The organism is Xanthomonas sp. NCPPB 3583, assembly GCF_041475715.2.
GTDB classification, from domain to species: domain Bacteria; phylum Pseudomonadota; class Gammaproteobacteria; order Xanthomonadales; family Xanthomonadaceae; genus Xanthomonas; species Xanthomonas euvesicatoria.
The window spans coordinates 3,055,810-3,076,224 of sequence record NZ_CM191263.1 but is presented as its reverse complement, the minus strand read 5'-3'; the positions used below and the strand labels follow the sequence as shown (position 1 = coordinate 3,076,224).

The 20,415-nt window shown below is 63.4% G+C and carries 20 protein-coding genes and 1 tRNA gene; 20 read left to right on the top strand and 1 reads right to left on the bottom strand.

What is annotated here, in order from left to right:
- Positions 1–121 precede the first annotated feature (121 nt).
- From ACCQ07_RS13480 to ACCQ07_RS13465, 4 genes are read left to right on the top strand one after another with little or no spacing between them, the layout of a single operon-like run.
- Entirely contained in the window at positions 122–805 is a 684-nt protein-coding gene (locus ACCQ07_RS13480; RefSeq protein WP_109291388.1) for a methylamine utilization protein, read from the top strand.
- Positions 802–3,168: a putative bifunctional diguanylate cyclase/phosphodiesterase gene (locus ACCQ07_RS13475; RefSeq protein ID WP_218505873.1), complete on the top strand. Its 2,367-nt coding sequence runs from the start codon at positions 802–804 to the stop codon at positions 3,166–3,168. The genes ACCQ07_RS13480 and ACCQ07_RS13475 overlap by 4 nt, the downstream gene beginning before the upstream one ends.
- Positions 3,165–4,037 carry a DUF3034 family protein gene (locus ACCQ07_RS13470; RefSeq protein ID WP_008570963.1) on the top strand — a complete coding sequence of 291 codons (873 nt, stop codon included), beginning with the start codon at positions 3,165–3,167 and terminating at the stop codon, positions 4,035–4,037. Before ACCQ07_RS13475 ends, ACCQ07_RS13470 begins: the two co-directional genes overlap by 4 nt.
- Positions 4,037–4,465, top strand: a complete 429-nt coding sequence (locus ACCQ07_RS13465; protein WP_008570964.1) for a group I truncated hemoglobin — start codon at positions 4,037–4,039, stop codon at positions 4,463–4,465. The genes ACCQ07_RS13470 and ACCQ07_RS13465 overlap by 1 nt, the downstream gene beginning before the upstream one ends.
- 204 nt (positions 4,466–4,669) lie before the next feature.
- Here ACCQ07_RS13465 and ACCQ07_RS13460 read toward each other — a convergent pair whose 3' ends face one another.
- Positions 4,670–5,470: an SDR family NAD(P)-dependent oxidoreductase gene (locus ACCQ07_RS13460; RefSeq protein WP_008570965.1), complete on the bottom strand. Its 801-nt coding sequence runs from the start codon at positions 5,468–5,470 to the stop codon at positions 4,670–4,672.
- Between the two features lie 112 nt (positions 5,471–5,582).
- Here ACCQ07_RS13460 and tpiA point away from each other — a divergent pair, with 112 nt between their 5' ends.
- The 16 genes from tpiA to ACCQ07_RS13380 all read left to right on the top strand — a co-directional run bounded on the left by tpiA (position 5,583) and on the right by ACCQ07_RS13380 (position 20,408).
- Positions 5,583–6,338, top strand: coding sequence for a triose-phosphate isomerase (tpiA, locus tag ACCQ07_RS13455; protein ID WP_008570966.1), 756 nt, complete (start codon positions 5,583–5,585; stop codon positions 6,336–6,338).
- A gap of 33 nt (positions 6,339–6,371) precedes the next feature.
- Positions 6,372–6,845, top strand: coding sequence for a preprotein translocase subunit SecG (gene secG, locus ACCQ07_RS13450; RefSeq protein WP_014090525.1), 474 nt, complete (start codon positions 6,372–6,374; stop codon positions 6,843–6,845).
- A gap of 49 nt (positions 6,846–6,894) precedes the next feature.
- Positions 6,895–6,979: transfer RNA gene (locus ACCQ07_RS13445), tRNA-Leu, on the top strand.
- A gap of 102 nt (positions 6,980–7,081) precedes the next feature.
- Positions 7,082–7,438, top strand: a complete 357-nt coding sequence (locus ACCQ07_RS13440) for an NADH-quinone oxidoreductase subunit A (protein WP_003485539.1) — start codon at positions 7,082–7,084, stop codon at positions 7,436–7,438.
- A complete protein-coding gene (locus ACCQ07_RS13435) occupies positions 7,429–7,983 on the top strand; it encodes a NuoB/complex I 20 kDa subunit family protein (protein WP_005914280.1) in 555 nt (184 codons plus the stop codon). The genes ACCQ07_RS13440 and ACCQ07_RS13435 overlap by 10 nt, the downstream gene beginning before the upstream one ends.
- 36 nt (positions 7,984–8,019) lie before the next feature.
- On the top strand, positions 8,020–8,772 hold the full coding sequence (locus tag ACCQ07_RS13430; protein WP_008570968.1) for an NADH-quinone oxidoreductase subunit C: 753 nt from the start codon (positions 8,020–8,022) through the stop codon (positions 8,770–8,772).
- Entirely contained in the window at positions 8,769–10,076 is a 1,308-nt protein-coding gene (locus ACCQ07_RS13425; RefSeq protein WP_008570969.1) for an NADH-quinone oxidoreductase subunit D, read from the top strand. The genes ACCQ07_RS13430 and ACCQ07_RS13425 overlap by 4 nt, the downstream gene beginning before the upstream one ends.
- Entirely contained in the window at positions 10,073–10,600 is a 528-nt protein-coding gene (nuoE, locus tag ACCQ07_RS13420; protein WP_003485548.1) for an NADH-quinone oxidoreductase subunit NuoE, read from the top strand. The genes ACCQ07_RS13425 and nuoE overlap by 4 nt, the downstream gene beginning before the upstream one ends.
- 3 nt (positions 10,601–10,603) lie before the next feature.
- Entirely contained in the window at positions 10,604–11,938 is a 1,335-nt protein-coding gene (nuoF, locus tag ACCQ07_RS13415) for an NADH-quinone oxidoreductase subunit NuoF (RefSeq protein ID WP_003485551.1), read from the top strand.
- Positions 11,935–14,169 (top strand): NADH-quinone oxidoreductase subunit NuoG, encoded by a 2,235-nt coding sequence (nuoG, locus tag ACCQ07_RS13410; protein WP_071118440.1) that lies wholly within the window; start codon positions 11,935–11,937, stop codon positions 14,167–14,169. The genes nuoF and nuoG overlap by 4 nt, the downstream gene beginning before the upstream one ends.
- Entirely contained in the window at positions 14,166–15,257 is a 1,092-nt protein-coding gene (gene nuoH / locus ACCQ07_RS13405; protein ID WP_008570972.1) for an NADH-quinone oxidoreductase subunit NuoH, read from the top strand. Before nuoG ends, nuoH begins: the two co-directional genes overlap by 4 nt.
- A 3-nt stretch (positions 15,258–15,260) precedes the next feature.
- Complete coding sequence (gene nuoI / locus ACCQ07_RS13400) at positions 15,261–15,749, top strand: NADH-quinone oxidoreductase subunit NuoI (RefSeq protein WP_003485557.1); 489 nt, start codon at positions 15,261–15,263, stop codon at positions 15,747–15,749.
- Between the two features lie 4 nt (positions 15,750–15,753).
- Positions 15,754–16,416 carry an NADH-quinone oxidoreductase subunit J gene (locus ACCQ07_RS13395; protein ID WP_008570973.1) on the top strand — a complete coding sequence of 221 codons (663 nt, stop codon included), beginning with the start codon at positions 15,754–15,756 and terminating at the stop codon, positions 16,414–16,416.
- Positions 16,413–16,718: an NADH-quinone oxidoreductase subunit NuoK gene (gene nuoK, locus ACCQ07_RS13390; protein ID WP_005914274.1), complete on the top strand. Its 306-nt coding sequence runs from the start codon at positions 16,413–16,415 to the stop codon at positions 16,716–16,718. The genes ACCQ07_RS13395 and nuoK overlap by 4 nt, the downstream gene beginning before the upstream one ends.
- A 7-nt stretch (positions 16,719–16,725) precedes the next feature.
- Positions 16,726–18,885, top strand: a complete 2,160-nt coding sequence (gene nuoL / locus ACCQ07_RS13385) for an NADH-quinone oxidoreductase subunit L (protein ID WP_071118441.1) — start codon at positions 16,726–16,728, stop codon at positions 18,883–18,885.
- Between the two features lie 20 nt (positions 18,886–18,905).
- Positions 18,906–20,408 (top strand): NADH-quinone oxidoreductase subunit M, encoded by a 1,503-nt coding sequence (locus tag ACCQ07_RS13380; RefSeq protein WP_011347935.1) that lies wholly within the window; start codon positions 18,906–18,908, stop codon positions 20,406–20,408.
- The last annotated feature ends 7 nt before the right edge of the window (positions 20,409–20,415 follow it).

The following is a 20,415-nucleotide window of genomic DNA, read 5'->3' as shown; positions in this document are numbered from 1 at the left end:
ATTCCGCTCGCGTCTGGTTAAAGCTTGCGTTCACTCGGGCCGATAACCGAGGCTAATCGCTAGCGCGACGTCGGACTCGCCTGGCGCCCGCTGCCGATTGCACAGGGCTGGGGGCGTGCGCATGCGATGGATCAAATGGCTGGGTGTCGTGTCGGTGCTGGCGGCCTGTGCCGGCGCAGGATCGGTGTCGGCGACAGCGGTCAATGTGACCGTCGCCGATGCCGGCGGCGTGCTGGTCGATGCGGTCGTGAGCCTGGAGCCGGCGCGGCCGGCTCCGCCAGCCGCGGCCAAGACTGCGGAGATGGATCAGGTCAATTCGCAGTTCGTGCCTGCCGTGCTCGCAGTGCGCACCGGCACCCTGGTGCGCTTTCCGAACAACGATCAGATTCGCCACCAGGTGTATTCATTCTCTCCGGCCAAGCGCTTCGAGCTGCCGCTGTTTCAAGGCACCACCCCAACGCCGGTGCGTTTCGAGCAGGCGGGTCTGGTCACCATCGGCTGCAACATCCACGATTGGATGCTGGGTTACATCGTGGTGCTGGACACGCCGTATTTCGGCAAGACCGGCAGCAATGGCCGCGCCCAGCTGGAGGCGCCTGCGGGCAATTACACGCTGCGGGTCTGGCACCCGCGCATCAAGGGCGCGGCCAGCAGCGAGCCGTTGGTGATCACACGCGAACCAGTGCAGCGCCGCGTGACTCTGCAGACCACCGGCGCCGCGCCGGCCGTGGCGCCACCGGATGCGCGCGTGCGCGCCCTGCAGGACAAGTTCCGTAACGCCGACCCGAAGAAGCCGCGCCCATGAGGCCGATGCGCCTGCATACCCGCATCGCGGCCTTGCTCGTGCTGGTCGTGCTTGCCACCCAGGCGCTGACCTTCCTTGCCGTTCAGGTGGCGACCGAGCGCAGCGTCAAGGCGCAACTTGGCGAAGAGCTGGAGATCGGGCAGCGGGTCTGGCAACGCATCAACGTGCGCCGCGACGAACAGCTGCTGCAGTCGGCGTCGGTGCTGGCCGACGATTTCGGGTTTCGTGCGGCCGTTGCAAGCGGCGATGTGCCGACCATGCAGTCGGCCTTGCGTAACCACGCCGCGCGCATGTCGGCGCAAACCGCGCTCTTGCTGTCGCCCGATGGCCAATTCTTGACCGGCCTGGCCGACGTGCCGCAGGCCGAACAATTGCGTGCGGTGCAGGCCTTGCTGCAGCAAGCGCAGCGCGATGGACGCGCGGTCGGTGTGGTGGCGCTGAATCAGCACATCGTGCGGTTGGCGGTGGTGCAGGTGCTGGCGCCGAACCGGGTCGGCTGGATTGGGATCGGCAACGAATCCGGCGATGGCCTGGCGCAGGATTTCCGCACCACCACCGGGCTGGATGCGACCTTCTTTACCGATGGCCCGCCGGTGCGCGTGCTGGCCTCCACCCTGGAGCCCTCGGCGCGCGCCCAATTCGCGCAGCAGCTGCCCCTGGCCGAGAAGGTGCAGGCTGCATCGATCCCGCTGACGCTGGATGAGTCGCGTTATCTGGTCAGGCTGCAATCGATCCAGGGCGACAGCCAGGTGCGGGTGGCCTTGCAGGCATCGCTGGATCGCGCCGTGGCGCCGTACCGCATCCTCAAGCTGCGGATCCTGCTGCTGGCAGGCTTGGCCACGGTCGCTGCACTGGGCGTGGCGATTTTTCTTGCGCGCAGCGTGAGCAAACCGGTGGCGCAACTGGTGCAGGCCGCACGGCGCATTCAGCGCGGCGATTACCGCACCGCCGTGCAGGTGCCGCCGGGCCGCGAACTCGCCGAACTGGCCGACAGTTTCGGGCGCATGCAGCACCAGATCGCCAGCCGCGAACAGCACATCCTGCATCAGGCCCGCCATGACGCCCTGACCGGGTTGCCTAACCGGATCTGGTTGCTGGAACGCTTGAAGGACGTGGTGGATCAGACCGTGGCATCCGGTGGCACCGCCGCGGTGCTGATCCTGGATCTGGAGCGCTTCAAGGAACTCAACGACAGCCTGGGCCACGACTTCGCCGACCAGGTATTGGTGGAAGCCGGGCGTCGGTTGGTGGAGGTCGTGCAGGAGCCCAACCTGGTGGGCCGGCTGGGAAGCGATGAATTCATGGTGGTGGTGGCGCAAGCCGATGCGGCCAGCGTGCAGCAGGATGCGCAGCGCCTGCTGCTGCAGTTGCGCCGCCCGCTGGTGTTGCCGCAGGCGCGCATCCAGCTCGAAGCCAGCATCGGCATCGCCTTGATTCCCGAGCACGGCGCCGACCCGGACACCTTGTTGCGCCGGGCCGACATTGCACGGCGGCAGGTCGGTACGACGGCCGCCTTCGGCGCCAGCGTCTACCGCATGGGCCAGGACGAACAGCATTTGCGGCGTTTGCGCCTCACCGGCGATCTGCGTCAGGCCATCGGCGCCAACGAACTCACCTTGCGCTTCCAGCCCAAGATTTGTCTGCGCACCGATCATGTCGAACAGGTCGAAGTGCTGGTGCGCTGGCATCACCCGGTGCTAGGGCCGATCGGCCCGGACGAATTCATCCCGCTTGCCGAACACTCCGGCGTGATCCATCCGCTCACCCGCTTCGTGCTGGACCAAGCTCTGCGCTGCCAGGCGCAATGGCGCAAGCAAGGGCTGGAACTGGGCATGGCCATCAACCTGTCGGCACTGGATCTGTCCGATCCCGGATTGCCCGACTTCGTCCGCGGCTGCCTGGAGCATCATGCCGTGCCAGCGCAGTCGGTCACACTGGAATTGACCGAAAGCGCCCTGATGCGCGATGTCGAATTCGCGCTGCACATGCTGCATCAATTGCGCAGTGTCGGCGTGCGCCTGTCCATCGACGACTTCGGCACCGGCTATTCCTCGTTGGCACAACTCAAGCGCATGCCGGTGAACGAATTGAAGATCGACAAGAGTTTCGTCATGCAGTTGGCCGAAGGCACCGACGATGCCTTCATCGTGCGCAGCACGATCGATCTGGGGCATAACCTAGGGCTGAGCGTGATTGCCGAAGGCGTCGAGAACGCCGCGGCCCTCGCGTTGCTGCGCGGCTACGGCTGCGACATGGTGCAGGGCTATCTGTATTCGCCACCGCTGGAAGAAGCGCCGCTGGTGGCCTGGTGCATGCGCCAACTCGGTATCACCACGCCAGCGCATGCAGGAGTGCAGCGATGAGCGGGCATCTGCGTGTTGCGCTTGTTGCTGCTGCGGTGGCCGGCGTGTTCGCGCCGCTGCATGCCCTGGCCGGTGACGGGCGCCTGCTCGCCACCGGCGGCGTGTCGATGATCGAAGGCAGTAGCGGCGGCGGCATCGTGCCGTGGGCCACGTTGTCCGGGTACGGCACGCGCGACGAGCTTGGCACCGTCGCGTTCGCAACCCATGTCGACAGCGGCGATTACCGTCTCGACGTGCAGGGCGCCGCGCTCACGGTCGGCAATCGGCTGGAACTGTCGCTTGCCCGCCAGCGCCTGGATCTGGGCACCTTGCAGGACCGGCTCGGCTTGCCATGGAATGCGCTTGGCCAGGACGTGTTCGGTGCCAAGGTGCGCGTGGCCGGCGACCTTGTGTATGGACATGCGCCACAAGTCAGCCTGGGCGTGCAGTACAAACGCCTGCGCAACGGCACCTTGCCGTTGGCGATCGGTGCGCGCGACGATCACGGCACCGACATCTATGTCAGCGCAAGCCGCCTGTTGCTGCAGGGCGCTGCTGGATATCAGCTGCTGCTCAACGGCACCTTGCGCGCTACCCGCGCCAACCAGGCCGGCTTGCTCGGCTTCGGCGGCGATCGCCGCAACAGCTATCGCCTGGTTCCGGAGGTCAGCGCCGCCGTCGTGCTGTCGCCGTCCTGGGCAGTGGGTGTGGAATATCGCGACAAACCCAATAACCTCGGCTTTGCGCGCGAGCAAGCGTGGGCAGATGCATTCGTTGCCTGGTTCCCGAGTAAGCATGTCTCGTTGACCGCTGCATTCGCCGATCTTGGCGACATCGCCACGCTTGCCGATCAGCGCGGCCCTTATCTCTCCTTGCAGGTGGCGTTCTGATGAACCGATGGCTGCGCTGGTCGCTGCTCTGCGTGCTGGGCCTGACGAGCGCCTGCGCCAGCACGCAATCGCGGCAGACGCTGTACGACGAACTCGGCGGGCAGGCCGGCATCGAAGCGCTGGTGGAAACCATGCTCTCGCGCATCGCCGACGATCCACGCATCGTCGATAAATTCGCGCGCGTCAATATCGTCATGCTCAACGAGCGCCTGGTGCAGAAGTTCTGCCATGTCGCCGACGGCCCATGCCCGGACACCGCCAAATCGATGCAGCAGGCGCACGCGCACCTGGCCATCCGCGAAGGCGACTTCAATGCCCTGGTCGAGGATCTGAACTGGGCCATGGATCAGCGCAAGATTCCGCGTCGCACGCAAAACCGCCTGCTGGCGCGTCTGGCGGCCATGCACGGCGAGATCGTCAATCACTGAAGCAAGCGGGTGGTTTAGCGTTGGCGGGAAGGTGCGTGAGCTGATGCCGACTTGCGCTGGCATGCGCGTGCATCCAAATCATCTGACGCTCGATACATGCGCTTGCGTGGTCGTCGCAAGCCCTCCGGTCGCCCGGGTCGAAGGCGGGCACGAAGCGCTGCCGAGCACAGGCGATATGGCCCGCACACGCAGCCTGCCGATGCATCATTCCAGCGGCCGCACCCGATGCGAGCCGCGCGCCATCAGGCGTAGGGCAAACGCATGCGGCAACAGCCGCAGTGCTGCGTTGACCAGCCGATAGCGCCAGCCCGGTACCGCCAGCACCTGGCCTCGCTCCAGTGCGGCGATTCCATATTCGGCCACTGCATCGGCCTGCAGCCAGGCCCAGGCGGGCAGGGTGGACATCGCCTCGCGGGTGCCGGTCACGTCGTGGAATTCGGACCAGGCAAAGCCCGGACACAGCGCGCAGACCTTGACCGCGCAATCGGCGTTTTCCAGCGCCAGCGATTCGCTGAAGCGCAGCATGAAGCTCTTGCTGGCCGCATACAGGGTCTGCCCATCGGCGCTGGGCGTCAGTGCGGCGAACGAGGCCACGTTGAGAATGCGGCCCTGGCCGCTGGCACGGATCATCGGCAGCAGTCGCCAGGTCAGTTCGCACACCGCGCCCACCATCACCTGCAGGAAGCGCGCATGCGTGGCCCAGTCGTGATGCAGGTAGCGGCCCGGCACGCCGTAACCGGCGTTGTTGACCAGTGTGCCCACGGTCCAGCCGTTGCGCTGGATCTGCGTTGCCAGCGCCTCGGCCGCGGCAGGGTCGGCCAGATCGGCCGGCAGCACTTCCACCCGAACCGTGCTGCGCAATTCCTCGGCCAATGCCTGCAGCCGGTCCACCCGTCGTGCGGTCAGGATCAACGGCACGCCGCGCCTGGCGTATGCGCGCGCAATCTCGCGGCCAATGCCGCTGGAGGCGCCGGTGATCAAGGCGAAGACAGGCGAAACGGACATGGCAGGTTCCTGTAAGGGGAGGGGAAGGACATCTGGCGGACAGAAGTGTGCCGGTTGCTGCCAGCCCTTGGGCTATTCTGTCGCCTGTCTTCAACTCAGGAACCTGCGCCTGATGCGTCGAAAGATCGTTGCCGGAAATTGGAAGCTGCATGGCAGCCGCGCCTTCGCCACCGAACTGGTGGCCAAGGTGGCCGCGCACATGCCCCTGGAGGGTGTCGAAGTCGTCATCCTGCCGCCACTGCCTTACCTCGGCGACCTGATCGAGGATTTCGAGGCCCATCACCTGTCGTTCGGAGCCCAGGACGTCAGTAGTAATGAGAAGGGCGCCTACACCGGCGAGGTCTCGGCCTCCATGCTGGTCGATGTCGGTGCCGGCTACGGGCTGGTCGGCCACTCCGAGCGCCGCCAGTATCACCATGAGAGCAGCGAGCTGGTGGCACGCAAGTTTGCCGCCGCCATCCATGCTGGACTGATTCCAGTGCTGTGCGTGGGCGAATCGCTGGAACAGCGTGAAGCCGGTCAGACCGAGGCAATCCTACGTGCCCAGCTCGACCCGGTCCTGGCGCTGGTCGGCAGCGCCGGTTTCGCAGGCGCGGTGCTGGCCTACGAACCGATCTGGGCCATTGGCACCGGCCGCACTGCGACCCCGGAGCAGGCGCAGGCCGTACACGCCTTCCTGCGTGGCGAAGTCGCGAAGGCGGATGCTAGAATCGCCGATTCGTTGCCCATCCTGTACGGGGGCAGTGTCAAGCCCGACAACGCCGGCGAGCTGTTCGCGCAGCCTGACGTCGATGGCGGGCTGGTCGGAGGCGCGTCACTGGTCGCCGAAGATTTCCTGGCCATCGCACGCGCGGCGGCCGCGTGCTAACCCATTAAGTTTTGTCCGGGGACGGATTTCGAAATGCTGATGTTGATCCTCAATGTGGTCTACGTGCTGGTCGCCCTGGCGATGATTGCGCTGATCCTGATGCAGCGTGGCGCAGGTGCGGCGGCCGGCTCCGGCTTCGGCGCCGGCGCGTCCGGCACCGTGTTCGGTTCGCAGGGTGCGTCGAACTTCCTGTCCAAGTCGACCAAGTGGCTGGCGGTGGTGTTCTTCAGCATCAGCCTGTTCATGGCGTGGTACGCCACGCACGGCGCACGTCCTACGGATCAGAACCTGGGTGTGATGTCGCAGTCGGCAACCCCGGCTCCGGCCGCCGCCGGCGAGCTCACCCAGCCGTTGCCGCAGGCCCCGGCCGCAGGTGCGGTGCCGACCGCTCCGTCGCAGCCGGCTCCGGCCGCCGCCCCGGCAGTGGCGCCTGCGCAGTCCGCACCGGCGCAGCCGGCGCCTGCAGCAAGCGAAGAAAACGCTTCAGAACCAGCACAAAAACGCTGAAGCCGGTTACAATACGCTGCGCACTGGGATGCCCAGCGGCGCAACGTATGCCCAGGTGGCGGAATTGGTAGACGCACTACCTTGAGGTGGTAGCGACTTAGGTCGTAGGGGTTCGAGTCCCCTCTTGGGCACCATTGTTTGGCTGCAGTTCCTGCGCATCGCTTGTCGCGCGCGGGGTCTGCCTATACCCCATGCCGGCACGCGGCGCGTGCGGGCAGAGGCAAGAGAGAATCGCTGTGCTGGCCGAATATTTGCCGAGTCTGCTGTTTCTGATCGTCGCCACCGGTATCGGCATCGTGCTGATGTTGGTCGGTCGATTCCTCGGTCCGCGTAGCCCGGACCCGCGCAAGCTCTCGCCTTACGAGTGCGGCTTCGAAGCCTTCGAAGACGCGCGCATGAAGTTCGATGTGCGCTACTACCTGATCGCGATCCAGTTCATCGTGTTCGATCTGGAAATCATCTTCATCGTGCCGTGGACGCAGGTGTTCATGGAGATCGGCGCCCGTTCGCTGGTCACCATGGGGCTGTTCGTCGGCATGTTGTTCCTCGGCTTTATCTACGTGTGGAAGAAGGGAGCGCTGGAATGGGAGTGATTCAGACCCTGGATAGTCTGATGACCAACCCGATGCCGGAAGGCCGGGTGGAAGACATCCTGCGCCCGGAAGGCGAAAACCCGTTGCTCGAAAAGGGCTACGTGACCACCAGCGTCGATGCGCTGCTGAACTGGGCGCGCACCGGCTCGATGTGGCCGATGACCTTCGGTCTGGCCTGCTGTGCGGTCGAGATGATGCATGCGGGCGCCTCGCGCCTGGATCTGGACCGCTACGGCGTGGTGTTCCGCCCGTCGCCGCGCCAGTCCGACGTGATGATCGTGGCCGGTACCCTGGTCAACAAGATGGCCCCGGCGCTGCGCAAGGTCTACGACCAGATGCCCGATCCGAAGTGGGTCATCTCGATGGGCAGCTGCGCCAACGGCGGCGGCTACTATCACTATTCGTATTCGGTGGTGCGCGGTTGCGACCGCATCGTGCCGGTGGACATCTACGTCCCGGGCTGCCCGCCGACCGCCGAGGCGCTGGTCTACGGCATCTTGCAGCTGCAGAAGAAGATCTGGCGTACCCAGACGATCGCGCGCTGACACCCGTCTTCTTCTACCGAGAGCAGCCAAGCCCCCATGGCAGAGCAAGCATCCTCCTTCACTGACCGACTTGCGGCACGTTTCGCCGGTGCGCAGATTGCCGTGGCATTGCCGCGCGGCGAAGTGACGCTGGAAGTCGCGGCCGCCGATTGGCACGCCACCTGTCTTGCACTGCGTGACGAGCTCGGTTTCGAACAGCTCAGCGACCTGTGTGGCGTCGATTACCTGGGCTACGGCAGCGACGAGTGGGATACCGCCGACGTGTCGTCGCAGGGCTTCAGTCGCGGCGTCGAAGGCAAGGCCGTCGGCCGTTTCGCCTGGGGCGAATTCCCCAGCCAGGAAAGCTCTTCCGGCGCGCAGCCGCAGCAGCTGCCCAAGCAACGTTTTGCGGTGGTCGCACAGCTGATTTCCTACCAGCACAACCAGCGTCTGCGCGTGCGTTGCTACGCACCGGACGAGCAGGTGCCGGTGGTGGCGTCGTTGACCGATATCTGGCCGGGCGTGAACTGGTTCGAGCGCGAGGCGTTCGACCTGTTCGGCATCGTGTTCGATGGGCACCCGGACCTTCGCCGCATCCTGACCGACTACGGATTCGTCGGCCACCCGTTCCGCAAGGACTTTCCGCTGATCGGCAACGTCGAAGTGCGTTACGACGAGGAGCGCAAGCGCGTTGTATACGAGCCGGTGACCTCGGTCGAGCCGCGCGTCGGCGTGCCGCGCGTCATTCGCGACGATGCCCGTTATGAGACTGCCGCTGGTGAAGTGGGCAAGTCGGAGACTGCCAAGTGAGTGAGTTCCGCCAGGCAACCGATGCCTTCGCGAGCAATCCTGTCGAAAGCAAGCAGGAAATCCGCAATTACACGATGAACTTCGGCCCGCAGCATCCTGCGGCGCACGGCGTGTTGCGCCTGATCCTGGAAATGGATGGCGAGACCGTGGTGCGTGCCGATCCGCATATCGGCCTGCTGCACCGTGGCACCGAGAAGCTGGCCGAGTCCAAGCCGTTCAACCAGTCGGTTCCGTACATGGATCGTCTGGATTACGTCTCGATGATGTGCAACGAGCACGCCTATGTGCGCGCGATCGAATCCCTGATGGGGATCGAAGCACCCGAGCGTGCGCAGTACATCCGCACCATGTTCGACGAGATCACCCGCATCAAGAACCACCTGATGTGGGTCGGTTCCAATGCGCTCGATCTGGGTGCGATGGCGGTGATGCTGTATGCATTCCGCGAGCGCGAAGAACTGATGGACGTCTACGAGGCGGTCAGTGGCGCGCGCATGCACGCGGCCTACTACCGTCCCGGCGGCGTCTACCGCGATCTACCCGATCGCATGCCGCAGTACAAGGAGTCGCGTTGGCACAAGGGCGGGGCGCTGAAGAAGCGCAATGCCGGTCGCGAAGGCACCATGCTGGACTTCCTCGAGGAGTTCACCAATACCTTCCCGGCACGCGTGGACGAGTACGAGACCCTGCTGACCGATAACCGCATCTGGAAGCAGCGTACCGTCGACGTCGGCATCATCAGCCCGGATCTGGCACGCGCCTGGGGCATGACCGGTCCGATGTTGCGTGGCTCGGGCATCGAGTGGGATCTGCGCAAGAAGCAGCCCTACGCCAAGTACGACGCGGTGGATTTCGATATCCCCGTCGGCACCAACGGCGACTGCTATGACCGCTACCTGGTGCGCGTGGCCGAGATGCGCGAATCCAACCGCATCATCAAACAGTGCGTGAAGTGGCTGAAGGCCAACCCAGGCCCGGTCATGGTCACCAATTTCAAGGTCGCTCCGCCCAGCCGCGAAGGCATGAAGGACGACATGGAAGCACTGATCCATCACTTCAAGCTGTTCAGTGAAGGCTATTGCGTGCCGGCCGGCGAAACCTATAGCGCGGTGGAAGCACCCAAGGGCGAGTTCGGTTGCTACTTGATGTCCGACGGCGCCAACAAGCCGTTCCGCGTGCATCTGCGCGCGCCGGGTTTTGCGCATCTGTCGTCGATGGACGCGGTGGTGCGTGGCTATTTGTTGGCCGACGTCGTGGCGATGATCGGTACTTACGATTTAGTTTTCGGTGAGGTTGACCGATGAAGGCGACGGGTAATTTCGAAGCGGCGCGCGACGTCGATCCGCAGGTGGTGCTGAGCGACAAGACGCGCGCCCACATCGATCACTGGCTGACCAAGTTCCCGCCGGACCGCAAGCGTTCGGCGGTGCTGCAGGGTCTGCACGCCGCGCAGGAGCAGAACCAGGGCTGGCTGACCGACGAATTGATCGTGGGCGTAGCCAAGTACCTGGAGCTGCCGCCGGTATGGGCTTATGAGGTCGCCAGCTTCTACTCGATGTTCGAGACCGAGCGCGTCGGCCGCCATAACGTGGCGTTCTGCACCAATATCAGCTGCTGGCTCAATGGCGCCGAGGATCTGCTGGCCCACGCGGAAAAGAAGCTGGGTTGCAAGCTGGGGCAGTCGACGGCCGATGGTCGCGTCTACCTCAAGCGCGAAGAAGAGTGCCTGGCTGCCTGCTCCGCGGCGCCGATGATGGTCATCAATGGCCACTATCACGAGCATCTGACGAAAGAAAAGGTCGACGCGCTGCTGGACGGGCTGGAGTAAGACATGGCACATCATCACGCACCCTCAGGCCCGGTCGGTCCGGCGCCGCAGCCGCATCAGGTCGTCTACACGACCCTGCACTACGACACTCCGTGGTCGTATGAGAGCTATCTGAAAACCGGTGGCTACGCCGCGCTGCGCAAGATCCTCGAAGAGAAGATCCCGCCGGCCGATGTCATCGAAATGGTCAAGGCGTCGAACCTGCGCGGCCGTGGTGGTGCGGGCTTTCCGACCGGGTTGAAATGGTCGTTCATGCCCAAGGGCACGATGCAGAAGTACATCCTGTGCAATTCGGACGAATCCGAGCCGGGCACCTGCAAAGACCGCGACATCCTGCGCTACAACCCGCATTCGGTGGTGGAGGGCATGGCGATCGCCTGCTACGCCACCGGCTCGACGGTGGGCTACAACTACCTGCGTGGCGAATTCCACCACGAGCCGTTCGAAAACTTCGAGCTGGCGCTGGCCGATGCCTACGCCAACGGTTGGTTAGGCAAGAACATTCTCGGCAGCGGTGTGGATATCGACATCTACGGTGCGCTGGGCGCTGGCGCGTACATCTGTGGCGAAGAAACCGCATTGATGGAATCGCTGGAAGGCAAGAAGGGCCAGCCGCGCTACAAGCCGCCGTTCCCCGCGAATTTCGGCCTGTACGGCAAGCCGACCACCATCAACAACACCGAGACCTATGCGTCGGTGCCGGCGATCATTCGCAACGGCCCGGAGTGGTTCCTCGGTTTGAGCAAGACCAAGAACGGCGGCCCGAAGATCTTCTCGGTGTCCGGTTGCGTGCAGAAGGGCGGCAATTTCGAGGTGCCGCTCGGCACCACCTTCGACGAACTGCTGGAAATGGCCGGCGGGCTGCGCCCGGGTCGCAAGCTCAAGGGTGTGGTGCCCGGTGGCGTGTCGATGCCGGTGCTGAAGGCCGACCAGGTGGCCGGCCTGCAGATGGACTACGACACCTTGCGTGCGCTCGGCACCGGCCTGGGTTCGGGTGCCATTGTGGTGCTGGATGACAGCGTTTGCTGCGTACGTTTCGCCTGCCGCATCTCGCAGTTCTTCCATAAGGAATCCTGCGGCCAGTGCACCCCGTGCCGCGAGGGCACCGGTTGGATGCACCGCGTGCTGGAGCGCATCGTCGCCGGCAAGGCCACGATGGAAGACCTGCATCAGCTGCGCACCGTGGCTGGTCAGATCGAAGGCCATACCATCTGTGCGTTCGGCGAAGCGGCGGCATGGCCGATTCAAGGCTTCCTGCGCCAGTTCTGGGACGAGTTCGAGTACTACATCGTCAACGGTCGTTCGATCGTCGATACGCAAGTCGGAGTGGCTGCATGAGCGCCCAACCAGTGAACCCGAACGTGCCACCGGACCATGTGACCGTCGAGATCGACGGCCAGAGTCTGGTCGTGCCGAAGGGCTCGATGATCATCCAGGCGGCCGACAAGGCCGGCATCCCGATTCCGCGCTTCTGCTACCACGAGAAGCTGCCGATCGCGGCCAACTGCCGCATGTGCCTGGTCGATGTCGAAAAGTCGCCCAAGCCGTCGCCTGCCTGCGCCACGCCGGTGATGGACGGCATGAAGGTCACCACGCGTAGCGAAAAGGCTTTGAAGTACCAGCGCAGCGTGATGGAATTCCTGCTGATCAACCACCCGCTGGACTGCCCGATCTGCGATCAGGGCGGCGAGTGCGAACTGCAGGACGTTTCGCTCGGTTACGGCCGTTCGGTCAGCCGGTTCAACGAGCGCAAGCGGGTAGTGCCGGACGAGGACATCGGTCCGCTGGTCGCCACCGAGATGACCCGCTGCATCCAGTGCACCCGTTGCGTGCGTTTCACCGCTGATATCGCCGGCACTTACGAGCTGGGCGGCATGTATCGCGGCGAAAACCTGCAGATCGGCACCTACGACGGCAAGCCGCTGACCACCGAGATTTCCGGCAACGTCATCGACGTCTGCCCGGTGGGCGCGCTGACCAACAAGGTGTTCCAGTTCCGCGCGCGTCCGTGGGAACTGATGGCGCGCGAATCGCTGGGTTACCACGATGCGATGGGCTCGAACCTGTTCCTGCATGTGCGTCGTGGCGAAGTGCTGCGCACCGTGCCGCGTGAGAACGAGGCAGTCAACGAATGCTGGCTCTCCGACCGCGACCGTTATTCGCATCAGGGCCTGTATGCCGAAGACCGTGCGGTCAAGCCGCTGAAGAAGGTCAACGGGCAGTGGACTGAAGTGAGCTGGACCGAAGGTCTAGCCGCCGCCACGCAGATCCTGCGCGAAAACGCCGGCGATCAGCTCGGCGTGTTGGTGCATCCGTCCACGTCCAACGAAGAAGGCGCATTGCTCGCGCGTCTGGCCGAAGGTCTGGGCAGCGGCAACCTGGACCACCGTTTGCTCAACCGTGATTTCTCCGACGCTGCGGTAGCCGAAGCGTTCGCCACGCCGCTGGCGGAGATCGAACAGGCTGACGTGGTGGTGTTGTTCGGCACCAATGTGCGGCATGAGCTGCCGTTGCTGCATGCGCGTCTGCGCAAGGCGCATATCCAGAATCGTACGCAGATTCACTCGGTCAACCCGGTCGACTTCGATTTCGCCTTCACCCAGGCCAGCCGCACCGTGGTGGCGCCGTCGCAGTTGGCGGGTGCACTGAGCGATGCGACCCTGCGCGATGCGGTCAAGGCTGCAAGCCGCGCCGTGATCGTGGTCGGCGCGTTGGCCGAAAATCATCCGCTGGCTGCCGCGTTGCGTGCCGCCGCACGCGACTTTGCTGCCGCAACCGGCGCAGCATTGTGCCGCATCCCGCAAGGCGCCAATGCCGTGGGTCTGGTGGCGCAGGGCGTGCTGCCGACCGCGCGCGATGTCGCCGGCATGCTGGCCCAGCCGCGTCAGGCGTACGTGCTGTACGGCATCGAGCCAGGCCTGGATTTTGCCGACGCCGCCGCTGCACGCAGCGCGCTGGCAGGCGCCAAGGTGGTTGCCTTCAGCCAGTTCGCCTGTGCGTCGACGCGCGATGTGGCCGATGTGATTCTGCCGATCGGTGCGTTGCCGGAAATCGATGCATCGCTGACCAATCTCGATGGCCGCGTGCAGACTGCACGTGCTGCTGGCCGCCTACCGGTCGAAGCGCGCGAGGGCTGGCGCGTGCTGCGTGCACTTGGCGGTGAACTGGGTCTGCCCGGTTTCGAATTCATCGACCTGATCGGCCTGCGCGCCGGCATGCAGAACCGCAACGTGACGCCAACGGCGTCGGCGCAGCCAGCGGCCGCCAGCAACGGGCTGGAAGTCGCTGCAACTGCGGCGATTTACCGCACCGATGCGGTGGTGCGTCGGGCCGCTGCGCTGCAGTCGCATCCGCTCAACATCGCGCCGTGCGTGGCGATGCATCCGGAGCAGGCGACGCAGTTGCAGGTCCAGGCTGGTCAGATGGTCAAGGTCGGTACCGATGCCGGTAAGGCAACGTTGCCGGTGGTGCTGGACAAGCGCGTCGCACCGGGCACGGTGTGGATCGAATCCGGCCATGGCGCAACCGCGCCGCTCGGTGCCGGTCGTGTAACGGTGGTGGCTGCATGAACGAATTGTTGTTGAACCTGGTCGACCCGTTGCACCAGTGGTTCCTGGGGCTGGGCGATGGCGGCGTGGTGCTGTGGTCGGTATTGAAGATCCTGCTGATCGCCGTGCCGGTGATCGTGGCAGTGGCCTTCTACGTGGTCTGGGAGCGCAAGCTGATCGGCTGGATGCACGTGCGCCATGGGCCCATGTATGTGGGTATGGGCATCTTCCAGGCCTTCGCCGACGTCTTCAAACTCCTGTTCAAGGAAATCGTGCAGCCAACCAGCTCGCACAAGGCGATGTTCGTCATCGCACCGCTGCTGACACTGGCGCCGGCCTTTGCCGCATGGTCGGTAGTGCCATTCGATGCGAAGCTGGTGTTGTCCAATGCCAACGTCGGCCTGCTGTATCTGCTGGCGATGACCTCGCTGGGCGTGTACGGCATCATCCTGGCCGGCTGGGCATCGAACTCGAAATACGCCTTCCTGGGCGCGATGCGTTCGGCCGCGCAGGTGGTCAGCTACGAAATCGCGATGGGCTTTGCGCTGGTCGGTGTGATGATCGCCTCCGGCAGCGTCAACCTGAGCCAGATCGTGTTCGCGCAGGCCGGCAACTCCGGTTTCTTTGACTGGTTCCTGATTCCGCTGTTCCCGTTGTTCATCGTGTACTGGGTTTCTGGCGTCGCCGAAACCAACCGCGCGCCGTTCGACGTGGTGGAAGGCGAATCGGAAATCGTCGCCGGTCACATGGTGGAATATTCCGGCGGTGCGTTCGCCCTGTTCTTCCTGGCCGAATACGCCAACATGATCCTGGTCAGCTTCCTGATCTCGATCTTCTTCCTCGGCGGTTGGTTGAGCCCGATCCAGGGCTGGGTCAATGCGGACGTTTCGCCGTGGATCGACTGGTTGTGGAAAGGCGGCTGGCCGTGGCTGCTGATGAAGGTGTTCTTCTTCGCCAGCGCCTATATCTGGTTCCGCGCCAGCTTCCCGCGTTACCGCTACGACCAGATCATGCGTCTGGGCTGGAAGGTCTTCATTCCGCTCACGATCGTGTGGATCGCAGTGACGGCGTTGATGGTGTTTTACGGCGTGATCCAGAAGGGCGTGTAATTGATGAACAAGATCACCCATTACTTCAAGAGCTTGCTGCTGCTCGAGCTGCTCGGCGGCTTGTGGCTGACGTTGAAATACACGTTCAAGCCCAAGTACACCGTGCTGTATCCGATGGAGAAGTTCCCGCAGTCGCCGCGCTTTCGTGGCCTGCATGCGCTGCGCCGTTATCCCAACGGCGAAGAGCGTTGCATCGCCTGCAAGCTGTGCGAAGCAGTCTGCCCGGCGTTGGCGATCACCATCGACTCGGCCAAGCGCGAAGACGGCACCCGCCGCACCACGCGCTACGACATCGACCTGTTCAAGTGCATCTTCTGCGGCTTCTGCGAAGAAAGCTGCCCGGTGGACTCGATCGTCGAAACGCACATCCTCGAGTACCATTTCGAGAAGCGTGGCGAAAACATTGTCAACAAGCCGCAGCTGCTGGCGATCGGAGACCGGTTAGAGACCGAGATTGCCGAGCGTCGCGCTGCCGATGCCGCCTTCCGTTGAGGTCATGATGGACTGGGTCACTCTTGCTTTCTACGCCTTCTCCGCCGTCGCGGTCGTGTCCGCCGGTGCGGTGATCAGCGTGCGCAACCCGGTATACGCCGTGTTGTGCCTGATCCTCACGTTCTTCTCGATGGCATGCATCTGGCTGTTGGTCGGGGCTGAATTCCTCGGCGTGACGCTGGTGCTGGTCTATGTCGGCGCGGTGATGGTGCTGTTCCTCTTCGTGGTGATGATGCTGGACATCGATACCAGCCGCCTGCGCGAGGGATGGGTCAAGTACATGCCGCTCGGCGTCATCGTGGCGGTGGCCATGCTCGCGCAGATGGTCACGTTGATCGGTGTCAAGGCGCGCAGCGCCACGCCGTTCCCGGCAGACAACGCAGCTGCGCAAGCGGCTGACAGTTCCAACCTGACCTGGTTGGCCAAGAGCCTGTACACCGAATTTCTGCTGCCTTTCGAATTTGCCGCGGTGATCCTGACGGTGGCGGTGGTGGCTGCAGTGATGCTGACCCTTCGTAAGCGCACTGGCATTAAGTTGCAGAATGCCGGCGAGCAGTCCCGGGTCAAGGCGGGCGACCGTCTGCGCATGGTCAAAATGGCGGTTGAAAAGCCGGTACAGGTTGCGCCGCAAATCGACGCGGCCGACGGACAGGAGGCGAAGTCTTGATTACCTTGGGCCACCTGCTTGGACTGGGCGCGGTGCTGTTCTGCATCTCGCTGGCCGGCATCTTCCTCAACCGCAAGAACGTCATCGTGCTGCTGATGTCGATCGAGTTGATGTTGCTGTCGGTCAACGTCAACTTCATCGCGTTCTCGCGCGAGCTTGGCGATACCGCCGGTCAGTTGTTCGTGTTCTTCATTCTGACGGTTGCCGCTGCGGAGGCTGCAATCGGCCTTGCGATCCTGGTGACTCTGTTCCGCACGCGCCGCACGATCAATGTGGCCGAAGTCGATACGTTGAAGGGCTGACCTGTAGATGGAAATCACTCTCTCCAAGAGTCTGTTGATCGCAGTGGTGCTTGCACCGCTGGTCGGCAGCATCATCGCCGGCCTGTTCGGGCGCCAGGTCGGGCGCAAGGGCGCGCAGTACGTCACCATCCTCGGTGTTGCGGTCAGCTGCGTACTGTCGTGCCTGACGCTGTATCAGCTGGTGGAGCAGGGCGCCAGCCCTTTCAACCAGAACCTCTACACGTTCTTTGATGTCGGCAACTACTCGGCACATGTCGGCTTCATGGTCGACCGCCTGACTGCGATGATGATGGTGGTGGTGACCTTCGTGTCGCTGCTGGTGCACATCTACACCATCGGCTACATGGAAGAGGACCCGGGTTACCAGCGCTTCTTCAGCTACATCTCGTTGTTCACCTTCTCCATGCTCACGCTGGTGATGAGCAACAACTTCCTGCAGCTGTTCTTCGGCTGGGAAGCGGTGGGCCTGGTGTCGTACCTGCTGATCGGTTTCTGGTTCAAGCGCCCGACCGCCGTGTTCGCCAACATGAAGGCGTTTCTGGTCAACCGTGTCGGCGACTTCGGTTTCATCCTCGGTATCGCCGGCGTCCTGTTGTGGTTCGGCTCGTTGGATTACTCCACCGTGTTCGCCAACGCGACCACCATGGCCGGCGCCAAGGTGCAGCTGTTCGCGGGCCACGAATGGAGCGTGATGACGCTGATCTGCATCTGCCTGTTCATTGGTGCGATGGGCAAGTCGGCCCAGGTGCCGTTGCACGTGTGGCTGCCGGACTCGATGGAAGGCCCCACACCGATCTCGGCGCTGATCCACGCCGCAACGATGGTGACCGCCGGCATCTTCATGGTGGCGCGTATGTCGCCGCTGTTCGAGCTGTCGGAAACAGCGCTGAACTTCATCCTGTTCATCGGTGCGACCACGGCCTTCTTCACCGGCCTGATCGGTATCGTGCAGAACGACATCAAGCGCGTGGTGGCGTATTCCACGCTGTCGCAGCTGGGTTACATGACCGTGGCATTGGGCGTGTCGGCCTATTCGGCAGCCGTGTTCCACCTGATGACCCACGCCTTCTTCAAGGCGCTGCTGTTCCTGGCGGCCGGCTCGGTGATCATCGGCATGCACCACGAGCAGGACATGCGCAAGATGGGTGGCCTGCGCAAGTACATGAAGGTGACCTACTGGACCAGCGTGATCGGTACATTGGCCTTGGTTGGTACGCCGTTCTTCTCCGGCTTCTACTCGAAGGACACCATTATCGAGGCGGCCGCGCATCATGCGCATGAGTCGCATGGCTGGATTGCAACCTATGGCTACTGGGCTGTGCTTGGCGGCGTATTGGTGACCAGTTTCTACAGCTTCCGTCTGCTGTTCCTGACCTTCCACGGCAAGGAGCGGTTCCGCGACGCCCATGCGCACGACGCGCATTCGCATCACGACAGCGCGCATACCGATGCCGAAGCGCAGGTTCACTCGCACGATGCGCATGCCCACGACACGCATGGCCACGACGATCACGGACATGGTCACCACGGTGCCCACGAGCCGCATGAATCCAAGTGGGTGGTAACGCTGCCGTTGGTCTTGTTAGCAATCCCCTCGATCGCAATCGGCTTCTTCACGATCGGTCCGATGTTGTTCGGGACCGACTGGCAGGGCCACCATGCAGCACACGCTATGCAGGGCCAGGCAGTTTCGTTCTTCACTGGCATCGTCGATTTCTACGATCCGGCACGCGATACCGTTGGTGCATTGGCCGAAGAGTTCCACGGCCCGGTTGCATTCGCACTGCACGGCATGATGGCCGCTCCGTTCTTCCTGACGGTTGCCGGCCTGTTGTTGGCGGCACTGTTCTATCTCTGGAAGCCTGAGTGGGCAGCTAGCTCACGTAAGAAGCTGTCGTGGCTGGTGTGGATACTTGAGAATAAGTACGGCGCCGACAAGCTCTGGATCAATGGCTTCGCCGGTGGTGGCGTTGTGCTTGGCAAGGCGTCACGTGCAGTCGATACCCATGTGGTCGACGGCGCTGTTGTCAACGGTTCTGCCCGACTGATCGACCTGGCTGCAAATCTGCTGCGTCGCACGCAATCCGGTTTCCTCTATCACTACGCCTTCGCAATGATCATCGGTTTGATCGCCTTGTTGGCGGTACTGATGCATTTCTGGCGTTGACCTGTACGGAATAAGAAAACGTGTCGAACTGGCCTTTACTGTCTATCTTGATCTGGCTGCCGATTATCGGTGGCGCCCTGATCCTTGCGTTGCGCAACGCCGAGACTGCCCGCTGGGCGTCTTTGGCGGTAGCGGTGGCGACCTTTGCGCTGAGTCTGCCGCTGCTGGGCTACGACACTGCCAATGACGCCATGCAGTTCATCGAACTGCATACTTGGATCCCGGCCTACAACATCGGCTACAACCTGGGCGTGGATGGCATCGCGGTCGCGTTGATCGTGCTGACCACGCTGGTGACGGTGCTGGCCCTGATCGGAGCCTGGCGCTCGATCGATAAGCGCGTCAATCAGTACGTCGCTGCCTTCCTGATTCTGGAAGGCGTCACGGTCGGCATCTTCGCCGCCACCGACGCGATGTTGTTCTACGTGTTCTTCGAAGCCATGCTGATCCCGATGTTCCTGATCATCGGCGTCTGGGGCGGCCCGCGGCGCATCTACGCGGCGATGAAGTTCTTCCTCTATACCTTCCTCGGCTCGGTGCTGATGTTGGTGGGCCTGGTGTATCTGTATCTGAAGGGCGGCAGCTTCCAGCTCGCCGACCTGTATGCGCTGCAGCTGACCGCCAAGGAACAGACCTGGATCTTCTTCGCATTCCTGATCGCCTTTGCGGTCAAGGTGCCGATGTTCCCGGTGCACACCTGGTTGCCGGACGCGCACGTCGAGGCGCCGACCGCCGGTTCGGTGATCCTGGCGGCGATTGCGTTGAAGATCGGCGGCTACGGCTTCCTGCGCTTCAACCTGCCGATCGTGCCCGACGCGAGCCATGAGTTCGCCTGGCTGGTCATCACGCTGTCGCTGATTGCGGTGATCTATGTCGGCTTGGTGGCGTTGGTGCAGGACGACATGAAGAAGCTGGTGGCGTATTCGTCCATCGCGCACATGGGTTTCGTCACGCTCGGTACCTTTATCGCCTTCACCCTGGTACGCGAGTACGGCAGCACTGACGCTGCGCGTCTGGGCCTGCAGGGCGCGATGGTGCAGATGATCTCGCACGGTTTCGTGTCCGGCGCGATGTTCTCGTGCATCGGCGTGCTCTACGACCGCATGCATACCCGTCGCATCGCCGATTACGGCGGCGTGGTCAACGTGATGCCCTGGTTCGCCACCTTCTCCATGTTGTTCTTCATGGCGAATGCCGGCCTGCCGGGAACCAGTGGTTTCGTCGGCGAGTTCATGGTCATCCTGGCCAGCTTCCAGAAACATCCGTTGGTTGCCTTCGGCGCCGCCACCACGCTGGTGATCACCGCTGCGTACACGCTGTGGCTGTACAAGCGCGTGTTCTTCGGCGAAGTGGCCAACGCACACGTGGCCGAGCTGAAAGACATCAATGGCCGCGAAGCATTCGTGCTGGGGGTGTTCGCCGCTGGCGTGCTGGCCCTTGGCCTGTACCCGAAGCCGCTGACCGATCTGATGGAACCGTCGATCGCCAAGCTGGCGACCCAGATTGCCGCGACCAAGCTCTGACCGCTTG

Excerpts from the sequence above, each read along its gene's own strand:
- ACCQ07_RS13480 (WP_109291388.1), top strand. The coding sequence starts at position 122 with ATGCGATGGATCAAATGGCTGGGTGTCGTGTCGGTGCTGGCGGCCTGT.
- ACCQ07_RS13475 (WP_218505873.1), top strand. The coding sequence starts at position 802 with ATGAGGCCGATGCGCCTGCATACCCGCATCGCGGCCTTGCTCGTGCTG.
- ACCQ07_RS13470 (WP_008570963.1), top strand. The coding sequence starts at position 3,165 with ATGAGCGGGCATCTGCGTGTTGCGCTTGTTGCTGCTGCGGTGGCCGGC.
- ACCQ07_RS13465 (WP_008570964.1), top strand. The coding sequence starts at position 4,037 with ATGAACCGATGGCTGCGCTGGTCGCTGCTCTGCGTGCTGGGCCTGACG.
- ACCQ07_RS13460 (WP_008570965.1), bottom strand. The coding sequence starts at position 5,470 with ATGTCCGTTTCGCCTGTCTTCGCCTTGATCACCGGCGCCTCCAGCGGC.
- tpiA (WP_008570966.1), top strand. The coding sequence starts at position 5,583 with ATGCGTCGAAAGATCGTTGCCGGAAATTGGAAGCTGCATGGCAGCCGC.
- secG (WP_014090525.1), top strand. The coding sequence starts at position 6,372 with ATGCTGATGTTGATCCTCAATGTGGTCTACGTGCTGGTCGCCCTGGCG.
- ACCQ07_RS13435 (WP_005914280.1), top strand. The coding sequence starts at position 7,429 with ATGGGAGTGATTCAGACCCTGGATAGTCTGATGACCAACCCGATGCCG.
- ACCQ07_RS13430 (WP_008570968.1), top strand. The coding sequence starts at position 8,020 with ATGGCAGAGCAAGCATCCTCCTTCACTGACCGACTTGCGGCACGTTTC.
- nuoE (WP_003485548.1), top strand. The coding sequence starts at position 10,073 with ATGAAGGCGACGGGTAATTTCGAAGCGGCGCGCGACGTCGATCCGCAG.
- nuoF (WP_003485551.1), top strand. The coding sequence starts at position 10,604 with ATGGCACATCATCACGCACCCTCAGGCCCGGTCGGTCCGGCGCCGCAG.
- nuoG (WP_071118440.1), top strand. The coding sequence starts at position 11,935 with ATGAGCGCCCAACCAGTGAACCCGAACGTGCCACCGGACCATGTGACC.
- nuoH (WP_008570972.1), top strand. The coding sequence starts at position 14,166 with ATGAACGAATTGTTGTTGAACCTGGTCGACCCGTTGCACCAGTGGTTC.
- nuoI (WP_003485557.1), top strand. The coding sequence starts at position 15,261 with ATGAACAAGATCACCCATTACTTCAAGAGCTTGCTGCTGCTCGAGCTG.
- ACCQ07_RS13395 (WP_008570973.1), top strand. The coding sequence starts at position 15,754 with ATGATGGACTGGGTCACTCTTGCTTTCTACGCCTTCTCCGCCGTCGCG.
- nuoL (WP_071118441.1), top strand. The coding sequence starts at position 16,726 with ATGGAAATCACTCTCTCCAAGAGTCTGTTGATCGCAGTGGTGCTTGCA.